Origin of the sequence: Pseudoxanthomonas japonensis (assembly GCF_010093445.1) — a bacterium.
In the GTDB taxonomy this organism is placed as follows: Bacteria; Pseudomonadota; Gammaproteobacteria; order Xanthomonadales; family Xanthomonadaceae; genus Pseudoxanthomonas_A; species Pseudoxanthomonas_A japonensis.
Map to the genome: position 1 here is coordinate 1 of NZ_PDWW01000024.1, position 24,910 is coordinate 24,910.

Here is a 24,910-nt window from a genome sequence, read left to right on the forward strand (position 1 = left end):
GATCAGCGTCGCGCCCGCGTCCACCAGGCCGTGCGCGAGCTCATGTCCGAGCAGGGGTTCCGCATGAGCATGGACACGGTCGCCGCGCGCGCCGGTTGCTCCAAGCAGACGCTCTATGCGCATTTCGGCAGCAAGCAGGAGCTGTTGCGCAGCGTGATCGCCGAACACCAGGACCTTGCCACGGTGCCGTTGTCCCCCGTCGTGGAGGACCCCCGCGAAGCGTTGCTGGCCTTTGCGCTGGAGCACCTCCGGCACCTCAACGATCCCACCATCGTCTCGACCAGTCGCCTGCTGGCCGCAGAAGCGCACCAATTTCCCGACGAAGCGCGCGACCTCTACCAGCAGGCCTGCGATACTCTCGTCCAGCGCCTCGCCACCTGGCTGCAGCACGCGATGGACCAGGGCCGGCTGAGGCATGACGATCCGCACTACGCCGCGGAGCTGCTGCTCAGCATGATCGTGGGAATGGACTTCGAACGGCAGCGTTTCGGCGTGGTCCACCGCGCAGGCGACCGTGCGCGCCACCGCTGGGCCGAATTCTCGATCGATACCTTCCTGCGGGCCTTCGCGCCCCCGACCGACGACGGCGCGCCGCCTTCCGCGTCTGCCGGCCGCCGTATCCGCTCACCGCTTTCCTCTCCCACGTCTCCAAGAAAAAGAAACGGAGCTTCCCCATGACGTCCCCCATCCGTTCCCTCGCCCTGGCCAGCGCCCTGCTGGCGGTCCTCGCGGCCTGCAGCAAGCCCGAGCAGCAGCAGATGCCGCCCCCCGAAGTGGTGGTGATGGCCGCCTCGCCGCAGGATGTGCCGCTGCAGCGCGACCTGGTGGGGCGCCTGTCGCCCATCCGCAGTTCCGACGTCCGCGCCCGCGTGCCGGGCGTGGTGCAGAAGCGGGTGTACCAGGAAGGCAGCGACGTCAGGGAGGGACAGGTGTTGTTCCTGATCGATCCCGCCCCGCTGCAGGCCTCGCTGAGCGCGGCGCAGGCCACGCTGGCCTCGGCGCAGGCCACCTACGCGAACGCGAAGGTTGCGGCGGATCGCGCGCGCCAGCTGGCGCCGCAGAAGTTCGTCTCCCGGTCCGACCTGGACAACGCCGAAGCCGCCGAACGCAGCGCCGCCGCCGCCGTGCAGCAGGCCCGCGCGAATGTCGAGAGCGCCCGCATCAACCTGGGCTATGCCTCAGTCACCGCGCCGATTTCCGGCCGGGCCGGCAAGCAGCAGGTCACCGAAGGCGCGCTGGTCGGCCAGGGCGATGCGACGCTGCTCACCACCATCGACCAGATCGATTCGCTCTACGCGAACTTCTCGATGAGCTCGAGCGAGCTGCAGACCCTGCGCCAAGCCCAGGGCGACGGCAAGGTGCAACTCGCTGGTGAGGGCCAGCGCACGGTGCAGGTGATACTGCCCAACGGCCAGACCATCGACCAGACAGGCACGCTGGACTTCTCCGACACCGTCGTCGATCCGGCGACCGGCAGCGTCTCGCTGCGCGCCACCGTGCCGAACGCCGACCGCACGCTGCTGCCGGGCACCTTCGTCACCCTGCGCGCCACGCTGGGCGAGCAGAAGGGCGCGTTCCTGATCCCGCAGGGCGCCATCCAGCGCGACACGGTCAGCGCCTACGCCATGGTGATCGGCAAGGACGGCAACGTCATGCGCAAGAACGTCACCACCCAACAGGCCGTCGGCCCCAACTGGCTGGTCACCGACGGCCTGGCCGCCGGCGACCAGGTGATCGTCGAAGGCCTGCAGAAGGTGAAGGAAGGCGCGCCGGCCAAGGGCGTGACCGCCGAGCAGGCGGCCGCCGCGAAGGCGGCGCAGGCCAAGCCCGCGCAGGCCGCAGGCAAGGCCGAGTAAGAAGGACCCTCCCCCATGCCCAAGTTCTTCATCAACCACCCGATCTTCGCCTGGGTCGTGTCGATCCTGATCTCGCTGGCGGGCGTGATCTCGATCCTCAACCTCGGCGTCGAATCCTATCCTTCCATCGCGCCGCCGCAGGTCACCGTCAGCGCCACCTATCCCGGTGCCAGCGCGGAGACCACCGAGCGATCGGTCACCCAGGTCATCGAGCAGCAACTCACCGGCATCGACAACCTGCTGTACTTCAGTTCCAGCTCCAGTTCGGCCGGCCAGGCATCCATCACCCTGACCTTCCAGACCGGCACCGACGCCGACATCGCCCAGGTGCAGGTGCAGAACAAGGTGTCGCTGGCGACGCCGCGCCTGCCCAGCGAAGTCACCGCGCAGGGCGTGGTGGTGGCCAAGGCCAACGCGGGCTTCCTGATGGTGGTGGGCCTGCAGTCCGACAACGCGAGCATCGACCGCAACCGCCTGAACGACATCGTCGCCTCGCGTGTGCTGGACCAGATCGCGCGCGTGCCCGGCGTGGGCAGCACCCAGCACTTCGGCTCCGAGTACGCCATGAACCTGTGGCTGGACCCGGGCAAGCTGCAGGGGTTCAACCTGTCCGCCACCGACGTGCTGACGGCCGTGCGCGCGCAGAACGTGCAGTTCGCCGCCGGCTCGGTCGGCTCCGATCCTGCGCCTGAAGGCCAGGCATTCACCGCCACCGTGTCCGCGGAAGGCCGCTTCACGTCACCCGAGCAGTTCGAGCAGATCATCCTGCGCGCCAACAACGACGGCTCCACGGTGCGCCTGAAGGACGTGGCACGCGTCGAATTCGGCGCGCAGAACTTCGGCTTCGATACGCAGTTCAACGGCAAGCCGGTCGGCGCCTTCGCCATCCAGCTGCTGCCGGGTGCGAACGCGTTGAACGTGGCGGAGGCCGTGCGCGCGAAGATGGACGAACTGGCCCCCAGCTTCCCGCCTGGCGTCAGCTGGTTCTCGCCGTACGACACCACCACCTTCGTGAAGATCTCGATCGAGGAAGTGGTCAAGACCCTGATCGAGGCGGTGATCCTGGTGTTCCTGGTGATGCTGGTGTTCCTGCAGAACTTCCGCGCCACCATCATCCCCACGCTGGTCATCCCGGTCGCGCTGCTGGGCACGTTCTGGGGCCTGAGCGTAATCGGCTTCACCATCAACCAGTTGACGATGTTCGCGCTGGTGCTGGCTATCGGCATCGTGGTCGACGACGCCATCGTGGTGATCGAGAACGTCGAGCGCATCATGGCGGAAGAGAAACTGCCGCCGCGCGAAGCGACGATCAAGGCGATGGGCCAGATCACCGGCGCCGTCATCGCGATCACCGTGGTGCTGGCGGCGGTGTTCATCCCGTCGGCGTTGCAGGGTGGTGCCTCGGGCGAGATCTACAAGCAGTTCGCGCTGACCATCGCCATCTCGATGGCCTTCTCGGCGTTCCTGGCGCTGGGCTTCACGCCGGCGTTGTGCGCGACGTTCCTCAAGCAGCACGAGCACGACAGCCACGAGAAGAAGAACATCGTCTTCCGTACCTTCGAGAAGTACTACGGCAGGATCGAGAAAACCTACGTGGGCCACATCGGCTCGGCCATCAAGCATGCGCCGCGCTGGATGATCGTGTTCGCCCTGCTCACCGTGCTGGCGGGCTTCCTGTTCACCCGCCTGCCCAGCAGCTTCGTGCCGGAGGAAGACCAGGGCTACGCGCTGGCCATCGTGCAGCTGCCGCCGGGCAACTCGCTGCAGAAGACCAAGCAGGTGTTCAACCAGGTGCGTGGCACGCTGCAGCAGATGGACGGCTTCGACGGCGTGATGGAAGTGGCGGGCTTCAGCTTCCTGGGCCGCGGCGAGAACGTCGGCATGGCCTTCATCCGGCTCAAGCCGTGGGACGAGCGCGACATCACCGTGCCGGAGTTCATCCAGCAGGCCAACCAGCGCTTCTACGGCATCAAGGGCGCGCAGATCTTCGTGGTGAACCTGCCGACCATCCAGGGCCTGGGCCAGTTCGGCGGCTTCGACATGTGGCTGCAGGACCGCGCCGGCCTGGGTGAGGAAGCCCTGATGGCGGCACGCAACCAGTTACTGGGCGCCGCCGCGCAGGACAAGAGCCTGATGGCGGTGCGTCCCAACACGCTGGAGAACGCCCCGCAGCTGCAGCTTCACGTGGACCGCGTGCAGGCGCAGTCGATGGGCATGTCGTTGAGCGACATCTACAACGGCATCCAGCTGATGCTGGCGCCGGTGTACGTCAACGACTTTTTCTACGAGGGCCGCATCAAGCGCGTGAACATGCGTGCCGACGCGCCGTACCGCACGGGCGCCGAGTCGCTGGCGAACATCTACTCGCCCAGCAGCCGGCAGACCGACGCCAACGGCGGCCGCGCGATGATCCCGCTGTCCAACGTGGTGCAATCGTCGTGGGCGTCGGTCCCGCCGTCGCTGTCGCGCTACAACGGCTACTCCGCGGTGAACATCAACGGCTCCGCCGCGCCCGGCAGTTCGTCCGGCCAGGCGATGACGACGATGGAGAACATCGTCACCGGGCAGTTGCCGCAGGGCTTCGGCTACGACTGGAGCGGCATGTCCTACCAGGAGATCCTGGCCGGCAACAGCGCCACGCTGCTGATGGTGCTGTCGATCGTGGTGGTGTTCCTCTGCCTGGCCGCGCTGTACGAGAGCTGGTCGATCCCGGTCGCGGTGCTGCTGGTGGTGCCGCTGGGTGCGCTGGGCGCGGTGCTGTTCACCATGCTGCGTCCGGGACTGTCGAACGACCTGTTCTTCAAGATCGGCCTGATCACCATCATCGGCCTGGCGGCGAAGAACGCCATCCTGATCGTCGAGTTCGCCGTGATGGAGCGCAAGCAGGGCAAGACCCTGCGCGATGCGGTCATCACGGCCTCGCACCTGCGCTTCCGCCCGATCCTGATGACCTCGTTCGCCTTCATCATGGGCGTGCTGCCGATGGCCATCTCGACCGGCGCGGGCGCCAACGCCCGCCACGCGATCGGCACCGGCGTCATCGGCGGCATGTTCTTCGCCACCTTCCTCGGCCTGCTGCTGATCCCGGTGTTCTTCGTGGCCGTGCGCCGCGTGCTGGGCGACCGGATGGACGAGCCATCGAAGGAGTACCTGCTGGAACAGGAGAACCCGGCGTCGCGCTGAGCCGGTCCGCGTTTCCGCATCGTCAACAGCCCCGACCCGTGTCGGGGCTGTTTTGTTTCGGGCTGCACGCGCCATCGCGGCCATTCCGGCGTAATGAGCGTTTCGCTGTAGCGCGCCCCGGGCGCGGCCGGACATCATGTTTGCTCACCGATTCCGTCGCCGCGCAAGGGCCTGATCGCACTACTGGCCCGCGTCTCAAACCGTGATAATCACGCGCGACATGCTGTCGAGCCAGCCCCTGCCCGCTCGTCGCTCTCCCGACTCCCCCGCATTGAAGACCTACCGACCATGACACGGAAAGATCCCCTCGCACGGAAAACGCCCTCCACCACCAAGCGCATGATCCTCATGCTGATTGCGGTCGTCGTGATCTTCGGCGGTGTGTTCGCCGTCAAGGCGATCATGAGCAAGGGCATGAACGACTTCTTCGACACCATGCCGCAGCCCGCCGCCGCCGTGACCGACTGGACGGCCAAGCAGGAGGAATGGATCGACGCGCAGCAGGCCGTCGGTACATTCGTGGCCATCAACGGCACCGATGTCACCACCGAGGCAGGCGGCGTGGTGCGCAGCCTCTCCATCGATGTCGGCAAGCCGGTGAAGGCCGGCACCGTACTGGCCCAGCTCAACAGCGCCAATGAACTGGCGGTACTGAAGTCGCTGGAAGCCTCGGCGAAGCTGGCGGCCGTGCAGCGCGACCGCTGGCAGGCGCTGGCGCGCGACAAGCTGGTGTCGCAGGCCGAGGCCGAGGAACGCGCCACCGTGGCGGCGACCTCGCTGGCGCAGGTCGAGGCGCAGCGCGCCCTGATCGCGCAGAAGACGATCCGCGCGCCGTTCGACGGCGTGCTGGGCATCCGCAAAGTCAACTTGGGCCAGTACCTCAACCCCGGCGACGCCATCGTCAGCCTGCAGGCGCTGGACCCGATCTACCTCGACTTCACACTGCCCGAGCAGCGCGTGGGCCAGGTGCTGCCGGGCGCGAAGATCCGCGCGACCGTCGATGCCCTGCCCGGCCAGGTGTTCGAAGGTGAAGTCACTGCGGTGGAACCGCAGGTCGACCCCGCCACGCGCAACTTCAAGGTGCAGGCGACGCTGGCCAATGGCGAGTACAACCTGCGACCCGGTGCGTTCGCCCACGTCGGCTTCGATACCGGCGACGCGCGCAAGGTCGTGGTGGTGCCGCAGACCGCGATCAGCTTCAACCCGTACGGCAACGCGGTCTACGTGATCCAGGAAGTGCAACGCGCCGCGGGCGAGAAGGACATGCAGGGCAACGATCTGACAGGCAAGAAGCTGGTCGTGCGCCAGCGCTTCGTGAAGACCGGCGCCACCCGCGGCGACCTGATCGCGGTGACCGAGGGACTGAAGCCCGGCGAGCGCGTGGCGACCACCGGCCTGCTGAAGCTGCGCAACGACGCCGAGGTGGTGGTGAACAACAAGGTGCAGCCAGTGACCGAGGCCCAGCCCAAGCCCGAAAACCGTTGACGGAGTGCCGGCATGAAATTCACCGATATCTTCGTCAACAAACCGGTGCTGGCGATCGTCGTCAGCCTCTTCATCCTGCTGTTCGGCTTGCGCTCGTTCACCGAATTGAACGTGCGCCAGTACCCCGAACTGCGCAACGCCGTGGTCAACATCAGCACCACGTACTACGGCGCCGACGCCGACCTGATCCAGGGCTTCATCACCACGCCGCTGGAACGTGAAGTCGCCAGCGCCGAGGGCATCGAGTACCTCAGTTCGACCAGCTCGGCCGGCGTCAGCATCATCCAGGCCTACATCAAGCTGGACCAGGACCCGAACGAGGCGCTCACCCAGATCGCCGCCAAGGTCAACAAGATGCGCGGCCAGCTGCCGCCGGAGTCGGAAGACCCGGTGATCGACCTGCAGCAGGGCCAGCAGATCGCGGCGATGTACGTGTCGTTCGCAAGCGAGACGCTCGACAACAACCAGATCACCGACTACCTGACCCGCGTGGTCCAGCCCAAGCTGGTCACCGTCGCCGGCGTCCAGCGCGCCGACATCCTCGGCGCCGGTACGTTCGCGATGCGCGTGTGGCTGAAGCCGGACCGCATGACCGCCCTGCAGGTCACGGCCAGCGACGTGTCGACGGCGCTGTCGTCCAACAACGTGCTGGCCGCGGTGGGCTCCACCAAGGGCCAGATGGTCGCGATCGACATGACGGCGCGCACCGACCTGCGCAGCGCCGACGAGTTCCGCCAGCTGATCATCCGCGAGCAGAACGGCGCCATCGTGCGGCTCGGCGACGTGGCGGACGTTCAACTGGGGTCGGAGAGTTACGGCACCTCGGTGCGCATCAACGGCGAGGCCGCCACGTTCATGGGCATCTTCGTGTCCCCGGACGCGAACTCGCTGGACGTCATCAAGAACGTGCGGGCGCTGTGGGACGGCGAGATCGTGCCGCAGCTGCCGGAAGGCATCAAGGCGACCATCCCCTACGACAGCACCGAGCAGATCCAGGACGCCATCGACGAAGTGGTCAGCACCATCGTCGAGGCCGTGATCATCGTGATCGTGGTGATCTTCCTGTTCCTCGGGTCGCTGCGCAGCGTGCTGATCCCGGCGGTGACGGTGCCGCTGTCGCTGGTGGGTGCGCTGTTCCTGATGCTGCTGATGGGCTTCACCATCAACCTGTTGACGCTGCTGGCGATGGTGCTGGCGATCGGCATCGTGGTCGATGACGCGATCATCGTGCTGGAGAACATCCACCGGCACATCGAAGAAGGCATGTCGCCCTACGAAGCGGCGATCAAGGGCGCACGCGAACTGGCCTGGCCGGTCGTCGCGATGACCACCACGCTGGTGGCGGTGTACCTGCCCATCGGTTTCCAGGGCGGCATGACCGGCGTGCTGTTCACCGAGTTCGCCTTCACCCTGGCCGGCTCGGTGCTGCTGTCGGGCGTCATCGCGCTGACGCTGACGCCGATGATGTGCGCCAAGATCCTCAAGCCGCACGGTGACGGCGGCAAGGGCAAGCTGGAGAAGTGGCTGGACCAGCGCTTCGACAAGCTCAATGCCGGTTACCAGCGGCGCCTGCACGGCACGATGGAAACCAAAGCGGTCGTCGGCGTGTTCGGCATCCTGGTGCTGGTCGCCTGCGCCTTCCTGTACATGACGGCGCCCAAGGAGCCGGCGCCGCTGGAGGACGAGGGCTTCATCTTCTCGGTCGCCAGCGCCGACCCCTACTCCACGCTGGACTATGTGGAGCGCTACACCGAGGAAGTCACGTCGATCGCCAAGGGCGTGCCGGAAGTGCAGGATTACTTCCTGTTCAACGGCGGTTTCGGCGGCAGCGGCGGTGGCGCCAGCCCAAGCGCGATGGCCGGTTTCGTGCTGAAGCCGTGGAGCGAGCGCGATCGTTCGACCAACGCGGTACTGCAGCAGGAACTGCAGCCGAAGATGAGCCAGGTCAGCGGCCTGAACATCTTCGCGCTGGTCCCGCCCTCGCTGCCCAGCGCGGGTGGCGATGGCGGCGGCGGCGAGTTCATCATCGGCGGCGTGGGCGAACTGAGCCAGTTGAACGAACTGGCCGAACAGATCGTCATGAAGGCCATGGAGAGCAAGCGCTTCATCTTCCTCGACAAGGACCTGAAGATCGACAAGCCGCGCATCGAGGTCAACATCGACCGCGAGAAGGCGGCCACGCTGGGCATCGACATGCGCACGCTGGCGGCCGACATGGCCGCGATGCTGTCGGGCGGCTACACCAACCGCTTCGCGATGCAGAACCGCTCGTACCTAGTGATTCCGCAGGTGCAGCGCAGCGACCGCCTCAACGCCAGCGACCTGGAGAACTACTACACCCGTACCCGCGACGGCGAGCTGATCCCGCTGTCGACGCTGGTGACGCTGAAGGAAACCGCGCAGCCGCAGTCGCTGAAACGGTTCCAGCAGCTCAATGCGGTTTCGATCATGTTTGCGCCGCGCCCCGGCGTGAGCAAGGGCGAAGCGCTCGCGATCCTCGACCAGGCCGCCAAGGAGGTCCTGCCGCAGGGCTATTCGGTGGACTACGCGGGCGAGTCGCGCCAGTTCAAGCAGGAAGGCGCCGCCATGCTGGTGACGCTGGCGCTGGCGCTGATCGTGATCTTCCTGGTGCTGTCGGCGCAGTTCGAGAGCTTCCGCGATGCGCTGATCATGCTGCTGACCGTCCCGATGGCGATCTGCGGGGCGCTGCTGACGGTCAACGTGCTGGCGATCCTCAGCGGCATCCTCGGCATGATGCAGATCGAAGCCTTCCCCGGCATGAGCATCAACATCTACACGCAGGTCGGCCTGGTGACGCTGGTCGGCGTGATCTCCAAGCACGGCATCCTGATCGTGGAGTTCGCCAACAAGCTGCAGTCGGAACAGGGCTTGTCCAAGCGTGAGGCGATCGAACAGGCCGCCGCGATCCGCCTGCGCCCGGTGCTGATGACGACCGCCGCGCTGGTGTTCGCGATGATCCCGCTGTTGATCGCCAGCGGCCCGGGTGCGGCCTCGCGCTTCTCGATGGGCGTGGTGATCGCCTCGGGCATGACCATCGGTACGCTGTTCACGCTGTTCGTGCTGCCGGCGTTCTACCTGTACCTGGCCCGCGATCATGCGCATGATCGCGACCGCGAGCATGCGCCGCAGAATGACGGCGATGGACTGCCCCCGGAGCCGGCGACCGGTCACTGACCCGTACGAGACCCACAAGACTGAAAACCCCGGCATCGCCGGGGTTTTCTTTTTTGGCGCGCGTTGGCGTTTACAGGCGGACCTTCCGCGCGTATACGCTTCACCTATCCTTGATCGGCGAAGGATTGCCATGAAGAGATTGTCGACAGTGATGCTTGGACTGGCCGTCGCCGTACCCGGCACGGCGTCAGCATGCCTGCCCCCGCTGTCGGATGAATTCCCGACTTCACTTCGCGCCGCGGCGGCGAACCGGTTGCCACCTCCCGGCATATCGGCGCGCCTGCAGTTGATTCAGTTCCATGGCGGTAGTTGCGAAGGGGTCGAGTTCGTCGCCCTGGAAATCTCCGGCCTGTCCCGCAGGAACTACAAGCACTTCGGTTACTTCATCAGACCCGTTTCCGGATTCAACGAAGGCGGAATGGTGCCCGGGTCGCGTGCACTGGCGCCACTACAGTTCGAGAATGGGGTCGTGCATGTTACGTGGACAGAGGGCGACGTCGTGCCCGACGCCGACGGCCATGTTCGATGGCGGCTGGAAGTCACGCCGGTCTCACGCTCCGGCGCACGTGGCACGCCATTCGAGGTATGCGCGGCGACCGACGGTTCGTGCCCACCGTTGCTGCCTGTCTGCGACATGGCGTGTCCTGCAGAACGGTCGCCCTGATGCAAGCGTGACCACGCGGTGGATCAGAGTGGTGCGTTGGCTGCCGGCGCGACGTAGGCCTGGCGCGCCGCCCGTACTTCGTCGTGGTGGTCGGATGCCCACTGCGCGAGCATCTCGATGCGCTCGAAGAACGATGAGCCCAAGGCCGTCAACGCGTAGTCCACACGGGGCGGCACCGTCGGGAACACTTCGCGCCGCACCAGCCCATCCTGTTCCAGACGGCGCAGCGTCTGCGCCAGCATGCGTGGCGAGATATCCGCGATGCGCTTGCGCACTTCGGTGAAGCGCAGCGTGCCGCCGGCCAGTTCATGCAGGACCAGCACGGTCCAGCGGTCGCCCAAGCGGTCCAGCACGTCGCGGATCGGGCAGTTCTCGGTGAGGATCAGGGATTGGCGGTGCAGCGTCATGGCCGATGTCCGGTGCATGGTTACCGCGCGGTAACCGGGTTACTTCGCGCTCCCTGCTTGTGGGCGCGGAAGCCATTACTACCATAGCGTAACCAATGACCTTTCCGTTACCGGATACAGGAGTCACCATGAAGTCCCCCACCCCCACCCTGCTGGTCACCGGCGCGTCCGGAAAACTGGGGGGCGCCGTCGTCCGCCACCTGTTGGACACGCTGCAGGTTCCGGCCGAGCGCCTCATCGTCACCACGCGCAACCCGGACTCGCTGGCGGATTTCGCCGCCCGCGGCGTGACAGTCCGCAGCGCGGACTTCGATCAGCCCGACACGCTGGCGGCCGCCTTCACCGGCGCCGATCGACTGCTGCTGGTCAGCACCGATGCACTGATGGAACCCGGCAAGCGCCTGACCCAGCATCGTGCCGCCGTCCAGGCCGCGGCCGATGCCGGCGTGAAGCACGTCGTCTACACCTCGCTGCCGTCCGCCGACACGTCGCATGTGTCCTTCGCACCGGATCACTGGGGAACGGAGCAGGCGCTTTCGGCCTCTCCGCTGGGCTGGACGATCCTGCGCAATGCCTGGTACTTCGAAAACCTCGCCTACTCCCTGCCTGGCGCACTGGGCTCCGGCGAATGGGCTTCGGCTGCCGGAGACGGCCGCATCGCCTACATCGCGCGTGACGATCTGGCGCGCGCCGCGGCGGCGGCACTGGCCTCTGTCAGCACCGAGGACCAGGTCCTCACGCTGACGGGCGAACAGGCATGGTCCGCACGCGATGTCGCCATCCGCGTATCCGCCCTGACCGGCAAGCCACTCGCGGTGGTCGACATCACCTCCGCGCAACTGGTCGAGGGGCTGAAGGCGCACGGCTTCCCGCCGGTGCTGGCCGACGTGTTCGCCTCGTTCGATGCCGCGACCGCGGCAGGCGATCTCGGCGCGATCACCGACGACTACGCGCGCCTCACCGGCCAGTCGCCGACCACACTGGACACCTGGCTGCCGGCGAACATCGCGCTGCTGACCCAGCCGCACTGAGGCCGGAAACAAGAACCCCGGCGCAAGGCCGGGGTTCTCGGTATCACCTCGTCGAGGGTCAGGCCTGCTTGGCCTTTTCCTTCGCGATCCACTGGTCCACGCGACGCTCCAGCAGGTTCAGCGGCAACGCGCCGCCGCCCAGCACGGTGTCGTGGAAGCCCTTGATGTCGAACTTGTCGCCCAGTTCGGTTTCGGCCTTCCTGCGCAGGTCCTGGATCTTGATCATGCCGATCTTGTAGGCCGTGGCCTGGCCCGGCATGATCAGGTAGCGCTTGATCTCGGATTCGATCGCCGCACGCGGCACCGCGCTGTTGGCGTCGAAGTACTCGACCGCCTGCTGCTCGGTCCAGCCCTTGGCATGCAGGCCGGTGTCGACCACCAGGCGGATCGCACGCCACATCTCCGAACTCAGGCGGCCGTACTCCGAGTACGGGTCCTTGTAGGTGCCCGGCATTTCCTTCGCCAGCCATTCCGAATACAGGCCCCAGCCTTCCGCATAGGCGGTGACGCCGTACTGCGTGCGGAACTTCGGCACGCCCGTCAGTTCCTGCGCGATGGAGATCTGCATGTGGTGGCCCGGCAGGCCCTCGTGATACGCGATCACTTCGAGCTCGGTCCTCGGCATGGCATTCATGTCGGACAGATGCGCGTAGTACACGCCCGGACGCGAACCGTCCGGCGTACCCGGGAAGTAGTGCTGGGCCGCGCCGTCCTGCTCGCGGAACGGCTCCACGCGCTTCACCACCAGATCCGCCTTGGGCAACAGGCCGAAGTAGTCCGGCAGCACCTTCTTGATGTTGTCGATGGCGGCGGTGGCGTCGTCGATATAGGCCTGCCGGCCGGCGTCGGTGTTCGGATACTTGAACTGCTTGTCGGTGTCGATGAAGGTGAAGAAGGCATCCAGGTCGCCCTTGAAGCCGACCTTGTCCTTCAGCGCGGTCATTTCGCCCCTGATGCGCTCGACTTCCTTCAGGCCCAGCGCGTGGATCTCCTCGGCGGTCATGCCGGTGGTCGTCATCTGCTTAAGCTGGTACTCGTAGTACGCCTTGCCGTTCGGGTGCGTGGAGCCCACGCCGGTGGCGTTGACGGCCGCCTTGGGCAGTTCCTCCTCGCTCCACGCGATCACGCCATCGTAGGCCGGCTTGAACTGTTCCAGCAGCGCCTTGCGCGCTTCATCCTTCAATGCGGTGCCGCGGGCGGCGTCGATCTTGCCGGCCTTCACCAGCGCATCGGCCTTGGCCTGCGCATCGGCCCAGATGGCCGAATCCTTGCCGGCGGTGAACGGCGCGCCGGTGACGACCTTCTTCGCCTGGTCGATCACGCCCTCGTAGGCGAACTTCGGCGGACGGATGTTCTGCGCCGCCGAGGCGCGCGCGCGCTCCAGCAACTGGCCGAACGCGCGCTGCGTCGCCTTGAGGCGGGCGATGTAGGCGGTGTAGTCGGCTTCGTCATCGACCTTGTGGAAGCTGATCAGGAAGGTCGGCCAGAAGCCCTGGGCACCGTTCATCTGGTCGAAGGCGTAGCCGTCCTGCATGAACGGCAGGCCGTCGCGCGCATTCTCGTACTGCAGCTTCCACAGGTCATAGGAGAACTTGGTCTCGTCGTCGAGCTTGGCGTAGTCGAAGGACTTCTCCATCTCCTCGACGCTCGCCTTCTGCCACGCGACCTGGTCGCGTGTGGCCTGCTCGGACATGTCGTCGACCTGGTCGTACAGCTCCTTGCTGCCCTGGAAGGTCAACTGGATGGGACTGAACTTCAGCTGCTCCTCGTACTTCTTCTCGAACCACTCGTTCAACCGCTTGCTCTCGGCGGCGACATCGGCGGCGGACGCCACCGGCGCCGCGGCATCGGCGGCGGCACCGGCAGGAGCATTGCCCTTGTCGCAGGCGGCCAGGGCCAGCGTGAGGGCACAGACGATCAGGGTTTTGCGCATCGGGATCTCCAGGAGGAAAACGGGGGACGGACCCCCGCATCAGGCCACTCTAGCGGACCATCGCCCCTGCGGTCCCATGACCAAAGACGGGGGTGGCGCCATCCAGGTCCCGAAACGGAGAACGCCGCCTTGCGGCGGCGTCCTTCGTCGACAGGACGGCGGCAGACTCAGCGCAGGCCGGTCTCGTTGCGGGCGATGACCAGGCGCTGGATCTCGCTGGTGCCCTCGTAGATCTCGGTGATCTTGGCGTCGCGGAAGTAACGCTCGATCGGCATTTCCTTCGAGTAACCCATGCCGCCGTGGATCTGCAGCGCCTGGTGGGTGATCCACATGGCGGCCTCCGAGGCCGTGAGCTTGGCGATGGCCGCCTCGTTGCTGAAGCGCTGGTCCTGGCCCTTCACCCACGCCGCGCGCAGGGTCAGCAGCGTGGCCGCATCCAGCTTGCACTTCATGTCGGCGATCTTGGCCTGGGTCATCTGGAACGTGCCGATCGGCGCGCCGAAGGCCTTGCGCTCCTTCACGTAGGCGATGGTCGCTTCATAGGCGGCACGGGCGATGCCGATGGCCTGCGAGGCGATGCCGATGCGGCCGGCGTCCAGCACGCTCATGGCGATCTTGAAGCCCTCGCCCTCGCTGCCCAGCACGTCGTCGGCGGGCGCCACGTAGTCGGTGAACTCGATCTCGCACGTCGCCGAGGCACGGATGCCCAGCTTGGGTTCGGTCTTGCCGCGATGGAAACCGGCCTTCTCCGTGTCGATCATGAAGGCGGTGATGCCGCGCGCGCCCTTGTCCGGCTCGCTCATCGCAAACAGCACGATGTACCTGGCGACCGGGCCGGAGGTGATCCAGCTCTTCTTGCCGTTGATGACGAAGCTGCCGTCGGCCTGCTTCACGGCGCGGCAGCGCATCGCGGTGGCGTCGGAGCCGGACTGCGGCTCGGTCAGCGCGAACGCACCGATCTCGCGACCCTCGGCGATGGCGCGCACGTAGGTCTGCTTCTGCGCTTCGGTGCCGAACTTCAGGATGCCGTTGCAGAACAGCGAGTTGTTCACCGACACGATGGTGGAGTGCGCGGCATCCGCGGCGGCGATCTCGATCATCGCCAGTACGTAGGCGATCGGATCCATTCCCGCCCCGCCGTATTCGGCCGGTACCTCGATGCCCATCAGGCCGTTCTCGCCCAACAGGCGGATGTTGTCCAGCGGGAACTCGCCGGTCCGGTCATGGTGCTCGGCGCTGGGCCCGATCTTCTCCTGGGCGATCCGACGCGCCACGTCCTGGATCATCAACTGCTCTTCGGTGAATGCGAAATCCACGGGTACCCCTCGACAACGGTTAGATACCAATTGTAACCCGCGACCATCCGCGGGCGTATGCCATGGGTTGACCGCGGCCGGGTCCAGTCTTCAAAATATCTCTATATCGCGATAGGAAGATATTTATGGATCTGGAAGCCTGGTCGACCCGGCTGAAAGTGTTCGCCGACGCCACCCGTGTGCGCCTGCTGGCGCTGCTGGCGCGCGAGGAACTGACCGTCGCCGAACTGTCGGCCATCACCCAGCTGGCGCAACCGCGGGTATCCACGCACCTGGCCAAGCTCAAGGAGGCCGGCCTGGCACGCGATCGCCGCGCCGGCGTGTCCGCGTATTACCGTTTCGACGAGGACAACCTCGACAGCGTGCAGCGCGAATTGTGGCGCAGCCTGCGCGACGGCAGCGACGATCCGCTGCTGCGTCAGGACGCCGAACGCGTCGCCAACGTACTGGCCAACCGCGCCGCGGACCAGAACTGGGCCGACAGCGTCGCCGGCGACATGGAGCGCCACTACTCGCCCGGGCGCACCTGGGAAGCACTGGCCCGCACCGCCCTGCCGCTGCTGGAAACCGGCGACGTCCTCGACATCGCGTCCGGCGACGGCGTGCTCGCCGAACTGCTTTCGCCGCATGCCAGGCGCTACGTCTGCATCGATACCAGCACGCGCGTGGTCGCCGCCGCGGGCGAGCGCCTGCGCCGCTTTCCGAACGTGGAAGTCCGCGAGGGCGACATGCACGCGTTGCCGTTCAAGGACGGCAGCTTCGACCTGGTCGTGCTGATGCATGCCCTCACGTATTCCGCCAAGCCTGCCCAGGCCGTCGCGGAAGCGGCACGCGTGCTGCGCCGGGGCGGTCGCCTGCTGCTCAGCAGCCTGGGCAAGCACGAGCACAAGTCGGTCGTGGAGGCCTATGGCCACGTGAACCTCGGCTTCTCGGAGAAGGAACTGCGCAAGTTCGCCGAGAAGGCGGGCCTCGATATCGCCAACGCCGAGACGGTCACCCGTGAACGTCGCCCTCCCCACTTCGAGGTCATTTCGCTGACCGCGGTGAAGCCATGAAGACGCTGCCCTGGCTCAACCCCGCGCGCGCCAGGCGGCTGGAAGACGCGCTGGCCCAGCGCATCCTGATCATCGACGGTGCCATGGGCACGATGATCCAGAAGCACGGGCTGCAGGAGTCGGACTACCGCGGGCAGCGTTTCGCCGACGGCTGCGATGCCGAGCACGCACACGCGCACGGGCCCGGTTGCGACCACGACCTGAAGGGCAACAACGACCTGTTGCTGCTGACCAGGCCGGAGGTGATCGCCGGCGTGCACACGGCCTATCTGGAAGCAGGTGCGGACCTGATCGAGACGAACACGTTCAACGCCACCTCGATCAGCCAGGCCGACTATCACCTCGAACACCTGGTCTACGAGTTGAACAAGGCCGGTGCGCAGGTGGCACGGCAGTGCTGCGACGCCATCGAGGCGATCACGCCCGACAAACCGCGCTTCGTCATCGGCGTGCTCGGGCCCACCAGCCGCACCGCCTCGATCAGTCCCGACGTCAACGATCCGGGCTTCCGCAACACGAATTTCGACGAACTGCGTTCCACCTACCGCGAGGCCATCGAGGGTCTGATCGACGGAGGCGCCGACACCCTGATGGTGGAGACCATCTTCGACACGCTCAACGCCAAGGCCGCGCTGTACGCGATCGAGGAAGTGTTCGACGCGCGTGGCGGGCGCCTGCCCGTGATGATCTCCGGCACCATCACCGATGCCTCCGGGCGCACGCTGTCCGGCCAGACGGCCGAAGCGTTCTACACCTCGGTGGCGCACAGCCGTCCACTGTCGATCGGCCTGAACTGCGCACTGGGTGCGAAGGACCTGCGCGAGCACGTCGAGACGCTGGCGACGGTCGCCGACGCGTACGTCAGTGCGCATCCCAACGCGGGCCTGCCCAACGCCTTCGGCGAGTACGACGAAACGCCGGAAGAAATGGCGACCACGCTGAAGGAATTCGCGCAGTCCGGCCTGTTGAACCTGGTCGGCGGCTGCTGCGGCACCACGCCCCCGCACATCAGGGCGATCGCCGAGGCCGTCGCGGGCATCCCGCCGCGCAGGCTGAATGCACGTCTGGAGCAGGCCGCATGAGCGCGACGACCGTGCGCCACACCCGCCTGTCCGGACTGGAACCGCTGGTCATCACGCCGGACCTGCTGTTCGTCAATGTCGGCGAGCGCACCAACGTCACCGGCAGTGCGCAGTTCCGCAAGCTGATCAAGGAAGAGCGCTACGAGGAAGCGGTCGAGGTGGCTCGCCAGCAGGTCGCCAACGGCGCGCAGATCCTCGACGTCAACATGGACGAGGGGCTGATCGATTCCGAGAAGGCGATGGACCGCTTCCTCAACCTGATCGCGTCGGAGCCCGACATCGCCCGCATCCCGGTGATGGTCGACTCGTCGAAGTGGAGCGTGATCGAGGCCGGCCTGAAATGCCTGCAGGGCAAGGGCGTGGTCAATTCGATCTCCCTGAAGGAGGGCGAAGAAGCGTTCGTCGACCATGCCCGCAAGGTGCTGCGCTATGGCGCGGCCGCGGTGGTCATGGCGTTCGACGAGACCGGCCAGGCCGACACCTGCGCACGCAAGGTCGAGATCTGCACGCGCGCCTACCGCATCCTGACGGAAGAGGTCGGCTTCCCGCCCGAAGACATCATCTTCGACCCCAACATCTTCGCCGTCGCCACCGGCATCGAGGAGCACGACAACTACGCGGTCGACTTCATCGAGGCGACGCGGATCATCAAGCAGACCCTGCCGCACTGCCATGTCTCCGGCGGCGTCTCGAACGTCTCGTTCTCTTTCCGCGGCAACGAGCCCGTGCGCGCCGCGATCCATTCCGTGTTCCTGTACCACGCCATCCAGGCCGGCATGGACATGGGCATCGTCAATGCGGGCGGCCTGCCGGTCTACGACGACCTCGACGCCGACCTGCGCGAACGCGTGGAGGACGTCATCCTCAACCGTCGCAAGGACTCCACCGAACGGCTGCTGGAGATCGCCGACCGCTACAAGGGCAAGAAGGGCGAAGCACCGGTCGAGAACCTGGCGTGGCGCGAGAAGCCGGTACGCGAGCGCCTGGCGCACGCGCTGGTGCACGGCATCGACGCCTTCGTTGACCAGGACACCGAAGAGGCACGCCAGCAGGCGACGCGTCCGCTCGACGTGATCGAAGGCCCGCTGATGGACGGCATGAACGTGGTCGGCGACCTGTTCGGCGCCGGCAAGATGTTCCTGCCGCAGGTGGTGAAGTCGGCCCGCGTGATGAAGAAGGCGGTCGCCTACCTGCTGCCCTTCATCGAAGCCGAGAAGCTGCGCACCGGCGACGTCGGCAAGTCCAACGGCAAGATCGTCATGGCCACGGTCAAGGGCGACGTGCACGACATCGGCAAGAACATCGTCGGTGTGGTACTGGCCTGCAACAACTTCGACGTCGTCGACCTGGGCGTGATGGTGCCCACGCAGAAGATCCTGGACACGGCGCGCGCCGAGAATGCCGACCTGATCGGCCTGTCGGGGCTGATCACGCCGTCACTGGAAGAGATGACGCACGTCGCCCGCGAGATGCAGCGCCAGGGTTTCGAGATGCCGCTGCTGATCGGCGGCGCCACCACCTCGCGCGCGCATACCGCGCTGAAGATCGATCCCCACTACACCGCCCCGACCGTGTGGGTGAAGGATGCTTCGCGTGCCGTAGGCGTCGCCCAGTCGCTGATTTCGCGCGACATGCGCGCAGCCTTCGTCGCGGCCAACGATGCCGACTACGCCGAGGTCCGCGAACGCCACAGGAACCGCGGCGACGCCAAGCGGCTGGTCTCGCTGGAGAAGGCGCGCGGCCAGAAATTCGATGGCGGCTGGGACACCTACACGCCACCGGCCCCGAAGCAGCCCGGCATCCACGTGTTCGACGACTACCCGCTGGGCGAACTGGTGGAGTGCATCGACTGGACGCCGTTCTTCAACGCCTGGGAATTGTTCGGCAAGTACCCGGCGATCCTGACCGATGCCGTGGTCGGCACGCAGGCCAGCGAGTTGTATCGCGACGCGCGCGCGATGCTGGTGAAGATCGTCGAGGAGAAGTGGCTGACCGCGAAGGCGGTGTTCGGCCTGTGGCCGGCGAACAGCGTGGGCGACGACGTGGAACTGCAGGTCGATGGCCGCAGCGAGCGTCTGCATTTCCTTCGCCAGCAGGTCGACAAGCCGGTCGAGCGCCCGGACTTCTGCCTGGCAGACTTCATCGCGCCGAAAGATTCCGGCCGGCAGGACTGGATGGGCATGTTCGCCGTCACCGCCGGCATCGGCATCGACGCGCATGTGGCGCGTTTCGAGGCCGACCACGACGACTACAACGCCATCCTGCTGAAGGCACTGGCCGACCGCCTGGCCGAAGCGCTGGCCGAACGCCTCCACCAGCGTGTGCGAAGAGAGTTCTGGGGCTACGCAGCCGACGAAGCGCTGGACAACGAAGCGTTGATCGCCGAGAAGTACGTCGGCATCCGCCCTGCCCCTGGCTATCCGGCCTGTCCGGAGCACAGCGAGAAGGACACGCTGTTCCGGCTGCTCGACGCGGGATCCCACGCCGGCATGTCGCTGACGGAAAGCTTCGCGATGCTGCCGACCGCGGCGGTCTCCGGCTACTACTTCAGCCATCCGCAGAGCCAGTACTTCGTGGTCGGCCGCGTGTCGAAGGAACAGGCCGCGGACTACGCCAAACGCAAAGGCGTGGAACTGGCCCAGGTGGAGCGCTGGCTGGCATCCAATCTCGACTACGATCCCGAGTAAGCACCGCCCGGAGAATCGCGCCGGCACCAACGCGCACCAACCGCCCTCGCCGTCGTCCCCGCACAGGCCGGGATCCCTCTTGCTCCTGCGACGGATACCGTGGCCTGCATGGGCCATGGATTCCAGCTTTCGCTGGAATGACGAAACTACGACCGGACCATCCACACCGTCGTCCCAGCGCAGGCTGGGACCCATCTTGCTCTTGCGAGAGGCTGCGACTCCCCATGGACAATGGATTCCAGCTTTCGCTGGAACGACGAAACTGCGACCAGACCATCCCCACCGTCGTCCCAGCGCAGGCTGGGACCCATCTTGCTCTTACGAGGGATACGGTGGCTCGCATGGGCCATGGATTCCAGCTTTCGCTGGAATGACGAAACTGCGACCAAACCATCCACACCGTCGTCCCAGCGCAGGCTGGGACCCATCTTGCTCTTGCGAGAGGCTGCGACTCCCCATGGGCCATGGATTCCAGCTTTCGCTGGAATGACGAAACTGCGAACAGACCATCCCCGCCGTCGTCCCAGCGCAGGCTGGGACCCACGTTGCTCTTGCGAGAGGCTGCGGCGCCCACGGGCCATGGATTCCAGCTTTCGCTGGAATGACGAAACTGCGAACAGACCATCCCCGCCGTCGTCCCACCCATGTTGCTCTTGCGAGATGCTGCGGCCCCGACGGGCAATGGATTACCGCTTCCACTGGAATGACGGGACCGCAGCGTGCGCCTTGCGCACGACGAGCGCTATCTGGTGGTCATCCCAGAACCGACTACAGGTCGCGACCGGCTCACGCAAGCTGCAGAACCAACGGACGCGACGGCCGTTCAGCCACATCCCGCCCCGCTACAATGCGCCATGACATCGTCCGGCGCCGCTCACCCGCATCCCTATCCCGCCGCACGCCTGTCCAGCTTCTACTTCTTCTACTACGCCGCGCTGGGCGCTTTCACGCCGTACTGGAGCCTGTATCTCGAATCCCGCGGCCTGGGCGTCGCCGCGATCAGCGTGCTGATGAGCCTGTGGTACGCCACCCGCATCGTCTCGCCCAGCCTGTGGACCACGCTCGCGGCACGTTCCACCCACCCGATCCGGTGGCTGCATGTGGGCTGCGCGCTGGCCACAGGTTGCTTCGCGCTGTTCCTGCTGCCGCTTGAACACGCCGGCCTGTTCGCGGTGATGCTGGGCTTCTGCTTCGCCTACAACGCCGTGATGCCGCAGTTCGAATCGATCACGATGTCGCACCTCGGTGCGCGCAGCGACCGCTACGGCCTGATCCGCGTGTGGGGATCGATCGGCTTCATCGTCGTGGTGGCCTCGTTCGGCTGGCTGATCGATGAGCGGCGGCTCGGCGTGGGTGCGCTGCCCTGGCTCATGCTGCCCGTCCTCGCAGGCGTGCTCGGGTCCGCCCTGGTGAACCGGTACGCGCACGATCCGAGCCTGCCGGCACAGGATGCCGACGGCGGTTTCCGTGTGCGGCTGCGGCAACCGCAGGTGATCGCCTTCTTCGTCGCGGCTTTCCTGGCGCAGATATCGTTCGGCCCGTTCTACACGTTCTTCTCGATCTACCTGTCCGAGCACGGCTATCCGACCGCGACGCAGGGCATGCTCTGGACGGTGGGCGTGCTGGCCGAGATCGGCGTGTTCTTCCTGTCCAGCCGCATCTTCCGGCGCTGGGATGCCAGCCGCGTGCTGATGATCGCGCTGCTCAGTGCCTCGCTACGCTGGCTGGTCACCGCGCTCTTCCCCGACAACACGCCGGTGATGGTGGTCGCGCAGCTGACGCATGCGCTGAACTTCGGGGCCTTCTTCGCCGCCGCGATGCAGCTGCTCGTGCGTTTTTTCCCCGGCCGCATGAATGGCCACGGACAGGGTGTCTTCTATGGTCTGTCGTCGGGCGTGGGCGGTGTGTGCGGCGCCCTGCTCGCGGGCCAGCTGTGGCGCATCGGCGGCGAAGCCGCCTTCCTCTGCTCATCGGCCATCGCGCTGATGGCGGCCTTCATCGTGTGGCGGTGGCTGGTGAGGATGCCGGCGCGCGCCTAGCCGTGCGTGTCTCCACTCAATCCGTCCAGCCACCGGCCGATTTCGGCCGCCGCCCGCAACGGTGCCATCTGGAAAAGAAAGTGGGGCGCATCGATCACCGCGTGACGAGCGTTGCGGGACAGGCGGATGACGTCGCGCCCCGCCTTTGGCCAGATGAGCCGGTCGTGCCTGGCCTGAAGGTACAGCACGGGGATATCCAGGGCCGCCAGTTCCGTCGTCACGTCCACACGCAACGCCGCCAGGGCGCGCTGGCGCAGGATGGCGAGCGGCAGGGTGGCGATGATCGCCTCGAACTCCGCGCGCAATGGCGCCGGCAAACCGCTGCCCGCGAGCAGGCGCTCCAACGCGAACAGCGGCGGCGCGACGGCAGGCATCCCTTGCAAAAGCGTCGCGCCGATCCGGCTGAACGGCAGCGGGGCCCGCACGAAGCTCGCCGCCATCACCAGGCCACGGACGCGCCGTGGATGCCGGTGCGCCAGCAGCACTCCGAGCGGACCGGCAAAGGACTCCGCCACCAGCACGACATCTTCGTGGCGCTCGATCACGGGCCGCAGCGTATCGGCCAAGGCGGCATAGCTTTCGAAATGCGTGCTGTCGTACGCCAGCACGTCGACATCGCCGACATCGGCCAACGCGGCGACCAAAGGAGCGTAGAGACGCCCGGTGCCGTCGAGGCCCGGCAGGAGGCAGAGCCGATGCCGGCCCCGCCTCTTCACCACACCAGGTCGTCGGGCACCTGGTACTGCGGATCGGCGTAGGGATCGTTTCCTGCCGGCGCGTCGGGATCGACCTTCAACGCGATCGCGGGGGCGAACAGGGCTTCCGCCTCGGCGAGTACGGCGGCGGTGACCAGCAGGTAGCGCCCGTTCTGCTGCACCACGCCCAGTTCGCCGCCATTCAATGCCTTGAGCTGTTCCGCATTGACGTAGATGCGCTTGATCTTGCCGCCATAGGGAAAATGGCGCGCGATGTCCGCCTCGGCGTCGTTCAGTGCCTTGTCCTTGAGGAAGGCCTCGAGCTTCGCCTTCGCCTCGCGGCGAACGCGCGCTTCTTCCTGCTTCACCCGCTCGGCCTCGATGCGCTCGTCTTTCTCGCGCTGCGCGCGGATGGCGTAGGCCTTGGCGAGGTCGATGTCTTCCTGGCTGCGCCTGGGTTTGCCGGCACCCTGCGACGGACGCGGCTTGCCGTCCTGCCCCGGTTTCGGATGCGCGCCGCCCTTGCCCGCCGGCTTGTGGGCCTCGCGGCGCGGATCGGGGCGGCGTTCGGGTTTGCGCTCGGGCTTGGGCGCGGGCTTGAAGCCCAGGCCCAGCAACTGGTCACGGAGTGAATCGGTCATCGGTCGTTCGTGGGGACTGCTGTGCCGCAAGCGTATCAATAATGCGGCGGCGGCGGTTCGCTGGCAGGGTCCTCGAACAGGGAGGTCCGCACCTTGCCCAGTTCTTCCACCATGGTCCGCAGCAGCAACGCCGTGCGCTGGTTCTCGGCACGCGCATCGGCGAGCGCCTCGCTCATTTCGTTGAGCGAGTGCTCCTGGAATGCGAGCCGGGTTTCCAGTTCGACCAGCCGGCGTTCCAGCATGTCGCCCGACAGGGGCAGATCAGCCTGCACGCACGGACCTCCCGCGTCCGATGCCGTAATACGCCAGGCCGGCCGCTTCCACTTCGGCCGGCTCGTACAGGTTGCGGCCGTCGAAGATCACGGCATCGCCGAGCGTCTCCTGGAGTCGCGCGAAATCCGGGCTGCGGAACTGCTTCCACTCGGTCACGACCACCAGTGCGTCCGCGCCGTCGACCGCGGCGCGCGCGTCTTCGCACAGCACCAGGTCATCGCGTTCACCGAAGATGCGAGCCGCTTCCTCGCGCGCCTCGGGATCGTAGGCCTGTACGCGGGCGCCCGCTTCCCACAGTTCCGCCAGCAGGCGCCGACTGCTCGCCGCGCGCATGTCGTCGGTGTTGGGCTTGAAGGACAGGCCCCACACCGCGAACGTCTTGCCGCGCACGCCTTCGTCCTCGCCACGGTCGTAGTGGCGCTGGATCAGCTCGAACAGATGTCCCTTCTGCCGCTCGTTGACCGACTCGACCGCCTGCAGCAACTCCGGCACGTAGCCATGCTGCTGAGCGGTGCGCGCCAGCGCCTGCACGTCCTTCGGGAAGCAGGAACCGCCATAGCCGGCGCCCGGATAGATGAAGTGCCAGCCGATGCGCGGATCGGAGCCGATCCCCTGGCGCACCTGCTCCACGTCCGCGCCGACGCGCTCGGCGATGTTCGCGATCTCGTTCATGAAACTTATCTTGGCGGCCAGCATCGCGTTGGCCGCGTACTTGGTCAGCTCGGCCGAGCGCACGTCCATCACCACGATGCGCTCATGGTTGCGGTTGAACGGCGCGTAGAGGCGGCGCAGCTTCTCCACCGCCTGCGGGCTCGATGCGCCGACGACGATGCGGTCCGGCCGCATGCAGTCCTTGACCGCATCGCCTTCCTTGAGGAATTCCGGATTCGAGACCACGTCGAACGCAACGTCGACGCCGCGCGCCGTCAGTTCCGCTTCGATGGCAGCGCGCACCTTGTCGGCGGTGCCGACCGGCACGGTGGACTTGTTGACCACCGTGCAGGGGCGCTGGAGATTGCGGCCGATCGTGCGGGCCACCGCCAGCACGTACTGCAGGGCGGCGCTGCCGTCCTCGTCCGGCGGCGTACCGACGGCGATGAAGACCACTTCGCCATGCGAAATGGCGTCGGCGGCATCCGTGGTGAAGCGCAGCCGGCCGGCTTCGTGGTTCGCCTTCACCATCGGCGACAGGCCGGGCTCGTAGATCGGCACGATGCCGTTGTTCAAGCCGTCGACCTTGGCCGGATCGATGTCCACGCAGACCACGTCGTGGCCGACTTCCGCCAGGCAGGTGCCTGTCACCAGCCCGACGTAACCCGTACCGAAGATCGCTACACGCATCAGCCCATCCTGTCAGTGAGTTCCAGT

18 protein-coding genes are annotated in these 24,910 nt (G+C 66.4%); 11 read left to right on the top strand and 7 right to left on the bottom strand.

Going from position 1 to position 24,910, the window contains the following annotated elements:
* From CSC78_RS14840 to CSC78_RS14865, 6 genes are all read left to right on the top strand, one after another.
* Positions 1 to 678: TetR/AcrR family transcriptional regulator (locus tag CSC78_RS14840; protein ID WP_162338643.1), on the top strand; the 678-nt coding region annotated here is incomplete at its 5' end.
* On the top strand, positions 675 to 1,856 hold the full coding sequence (locus tag CSC78_RS14845) for an efflux RND transporter periplasmic adaptor subunit (protein WP_162338644.1): 1,182 nt from the start codon (positions 675 to 677) through the stop codon (positions 1,854 to 1,856). The genes CSC78_RS14840 and CSC78_RS14845, both read left to right, overlap by 4 nt.
* Positions 1,857 to 1,871: 15 nt before the next feature.
* Positions 1,872 to 5,039 carry an efflux RND transporter permease subunit gene (locus tag CSC78_RS14850; RefSeq protein ID WP_162338645.1) on the top strand — a complete coding sequence of 1,056 codons (3,168 nt, stop codon included), beginning with the start codon at positions 1,872 to 1,874 and terminating at the stop codon, positions 5,037 to 5,039.
* Positions 5,040 to 5,378: 339 nt separating this feature from the next.
* Entirely contained in the window at positions 5,379 to 6,524 is a 1,146-nt protein-coding gene (locus CSC78_RS14855; RefSeq protein ID WP_202924186.1) for an efflux RND transporter periplasmic adaptor subunit, read from the top strand.
* A gap of 12 nt (positions 6,525 to 6,536) precedes the next feature.
* Complete coding sequence (locus CSC78_RS14860) at positions 6,537 to 9,719, top strand: efflux RND transporter permease subunit (protein ID WP_162338647.1); 3,183 nt, start codon at positions 6,537 to 6,539, stop codon at positions 9,717 to 9,719.
* 130 nt (positions 9,720 to 9,849) lie between these two features.
* Entirely contained in the window at positions 9,850 to 10,383 is a 534-nt protein-coding gene (locus CSC78_RS14865; RefSeq protein WP_162338648.1) for a hypothetical protein, read from the top strand.
* Positions 10,384 to 10,406: 23 nt separating this feature from the next.
* Here CSC78_RS14865 and CSC78_RS14870 read toward each other — a convergent pair whose 3' ends face one another.
* Positions 10,407 to 10,790, bottom strand: a complete 384-nt coding sequence (locus CSC78_RS14870) for a winged helix-turn-helix transcriptional regulator (RefSeq protein ID WP_162338649.1) — start codon at positions 10,788 to 10,790, stop codon at positions 10,407 to 10,409.
* A 128-nt stretch (positions 10,791 to 10,918) separates the two neighbouring features.
* On the opposite strand from CSC78_RS14870, the gene CSC78_RS14875 reads away from it, so the two are divergent.
* Complete coding sequence (locus CSC78_RS14875) at positions 10,919 to 11,821, top strand: SDR family oxidoreductase (RefSeq protein ID WP_162338650.1); 903 nt, start codon at positions 10,919 to 10,921, stop codon at positions 11,819 to 11,821.
* A 58-nt stretch (positions 11,822 to 11,879) separates the two neighbouring features.
* Here the strand turns inward: CSC78_RS14875 and CSC78_RS14880 are convergent, their stop codons facing one another.
* Entirely contained in the window at positions 11,880 to 13,754 is a 1,875-nt protein-coding gene (locus tag CSC78_RS14880; RefSeq protein WP_162338651.1) for a DUF885 domain-containing protein, read from the bottom strand.
* Between the two features lie 167 nt (positions 13,755 to 13,921).
* Complete coding sequence (locus CSC78_RS14885) at positions 13,922 to 15,100, bottom strand: acyl-CoA dehydrogenase family protein (RefSeq protein ID WP_379609131.1); 1,179 nt, start codon at positions 15,098 to 15,100, stop codon at positions 13,922 to 13,924.
* A gap of 95 nt (positions 15,101 to 15,195) precedes the next feature.
* Here CSC78_RS14885 and CSC78_RS14890 point away from each other — a divergent pair, with 95 nt between their 5' ends.
* The 4 genes from CSC78_RS14890 (at position 15,196) to CSC78_RS14905 (ending at position 21,933) form a co-directional block, all read left to right on the top strand.
* Entirely contained in the window at positions 15,196 to 16,125 is a 930-nt protein-coding gene (locus CSC78_RS14890) for an ArsR/SmtB family transcription factor (protein ID WP_162338653.1), read from the top strand.
* Complete coding sequence (locus CSC78_RS14895) at positions 16,122 to 17,207, top strand: homocysteine S-methyltransferase family protein (protein WP_162338654.1); 1,086 nt, start codon at positions 16,122 to 16,124, stop codon at positions 17,205 to 17,207. Before CSC78_RS14890 ends, CSC78_RS14895 begins: the two co-directional genes overlap by 4 nt.
* Positions 17,204 to 19,894, top strand: coding sequence for a methionine synthase (gene metH, locus CSC78_RS14900; RefSeq protein WP_162338655.1), 2,691 nt, complete (start codon positions 17,204 to 17,206; stop codon positions 19,892 to 19,894). Before CSC78_RS14895 ends, metH begins: the two co-directional genes overlap by 4 nt.
* Positions 19,895 to 20,748: 854 nt before the next feature.
* Positions 20,749 to 21,933, top strand: a complete 1,185-nt coding sequence (locus CSC78_RS14905; protein WP_162338656.1) for an MFS transporter — start codon at positions 20,749 to 20,751, stop codon at positions 21,931 to 21,933.
* Here the strand turns inward: CSC78_RS14905 and CSC78_RS14910 are convergent.
* From CSC78_RS14910 to CSC78_RS14925, 4 genes are all read right to left on the bottom strand, one after another.
* Complete coding sequence (locus CSC78_RS14910) at positions 21,930 to 22,565, bottom strand: alpha/beta fold hydrolase (RefSeq protein WP_238391300.1); 636 nt, start codon at positions 22,563 to 22,565, stop codon at positions 21,930 to 21,932. The genes CSC78_RS14905 and CSC78_RS14910 overlap by 4 nt on opposite strands.
* A gap of 80 nt (positions 22,566 to 22,645) precedes the next feature.
* Complete coding sequence (locus tag CSC78_RS14915; protein ID WP_162338658.1) at positions 22,646 to 23,269, bottom strand: DUF2058 domain-containing protein; 624 nt, start codon at positions 23,267 to 23,269, stop codon at positions 22,646 to 22,648.
* A gap of 35 nt (positions 23,270 to 23,304) precedes the next feature.
* Positions 23,305 to 23,541, bottom strand: coding sequence for a SlyX family protein (locus tag CSC78_RS14920; protein ID WP_274379368.1), 237 nt, complete (start codon positions 23,539 to 23,541; stop codon positions 23,305 to 23,307).
* The gene (locus CSC78_RS14925) at positions 23,531 to 24,883 is read right to left on the bottom strand and encodes a UDP-glucose dehydrogenase family protein (protein WP_162338659.1); all 1,353 of its coding nucleotides are present in this window, start codon (positions 24,881 to 24,883) and stop codon (positions 23,531 to 23,533) included. Before CSC78_RS14925 ends, CSC78_RS14920 begins: the two co-directional genes overlap by 11 nt.
* Positions 24,884 to 24,910 lie beyond the last annotated feature (27 nt).

Bases quoted from the DNA above. Each gene is read 5' to 3' on its own strand.
- CSC78_RS14845 (WP_162338644.1), top strand. From the start codon at position 675: ATGACGTCCCCCATCCGTTCCCTCGCCCTGGCCAGCGCCCTGCTGGCG.
- CSC78_RS14850 (WP_162338645.1), top strand. From the start codon at position 1,872: ATGCCCAAGTTCTTCATCAACCACCCGATCTTCGCCTGGGTCGTGTCG.
- CSC78_RS14855 (WP_202924186.1), top strand. From the start codon at position 5,379: ATGATCCTCATGCTGATTGCGGTCGTCGTGATCTTCGGCGGTGTGTTC.
- CSC78_RS14860 (WP_162338647.1), top strand. From the start codon at position 6,537: ATGAAATTCACCGATATCTTCGTCAACAAACCGGTGCTGGCGATCGTC.
- CSC78_RS14865 (WP_162338648.1), top strand. From the start codon at position 9,850: ATGAAGAGATTGTCGACAGTGATGCTTGGACTGGCCGTCGCCGTACCC.
- CSC78_RS14870 (WP_162338649.1), bottom strand. From the start codon at position 10,790: ATGACGCTGCACCGCCAATCCCTGATCCTCACCGAGAACTGCCCGATC.
- CSC78_RS14875 (WP_162338650.1), top strand. From the start codon at position 10,919: ATGAAGTCCCCCACCCCCACCCTGCTGGTCACCGGCGCGTCCGGAAAA.
- CSC78_RS14880 (WP_162338651.1), bottom strand. From the start codon at position 13,754: ATGCGCAAAACCCTGATCGTCTGTGCCCTCACGCTGGCCCTGGCCGCC.
- CSC78_RS14890 (WP_162338653.1), top strand. From the start codon at position 15,196: ATGGATCTGGAAGCCTGGTCGACCCGGCTGAAAGTGTTCGCCGACGCC.
- CSC78_RS14895 (WP_162338654.1), top strand. From the start codon at position 16,122: ATGAAGACGCTGCCCTGGCTCAACCCCGCGCGCGCCAGGCGGCTGGAA.
- metH (WP_162338655.1), top strand. From the start codon at position 17,204: ATGAGCGCGACGACCGTGCGCCACACCCGCCTGTCCGGACTGGAACCG.
- CSC78_RS14905 (WP_162338656.1), top strand. From the start codon at position 20,749: ATGACATCGTCCGGCGCCGCTCACCCGCATCCCTATCCCGCCGCACGC.
- CSC78_RS14915 (WP_162338658.1), bottom strand. From the start codon at position 23,269: ATGACCGATTCACTCCGTGACCAGTTGCTGGGCCTGGGCTTCAAGCCC.
- CSC78_RS14925 (WP_162338659.1), bottom strand. From the start codon at position 24,883: ATGCGTGTAGCGATCTTCGGTACGGGTTACGTCGGGCTGGTGACAGGC.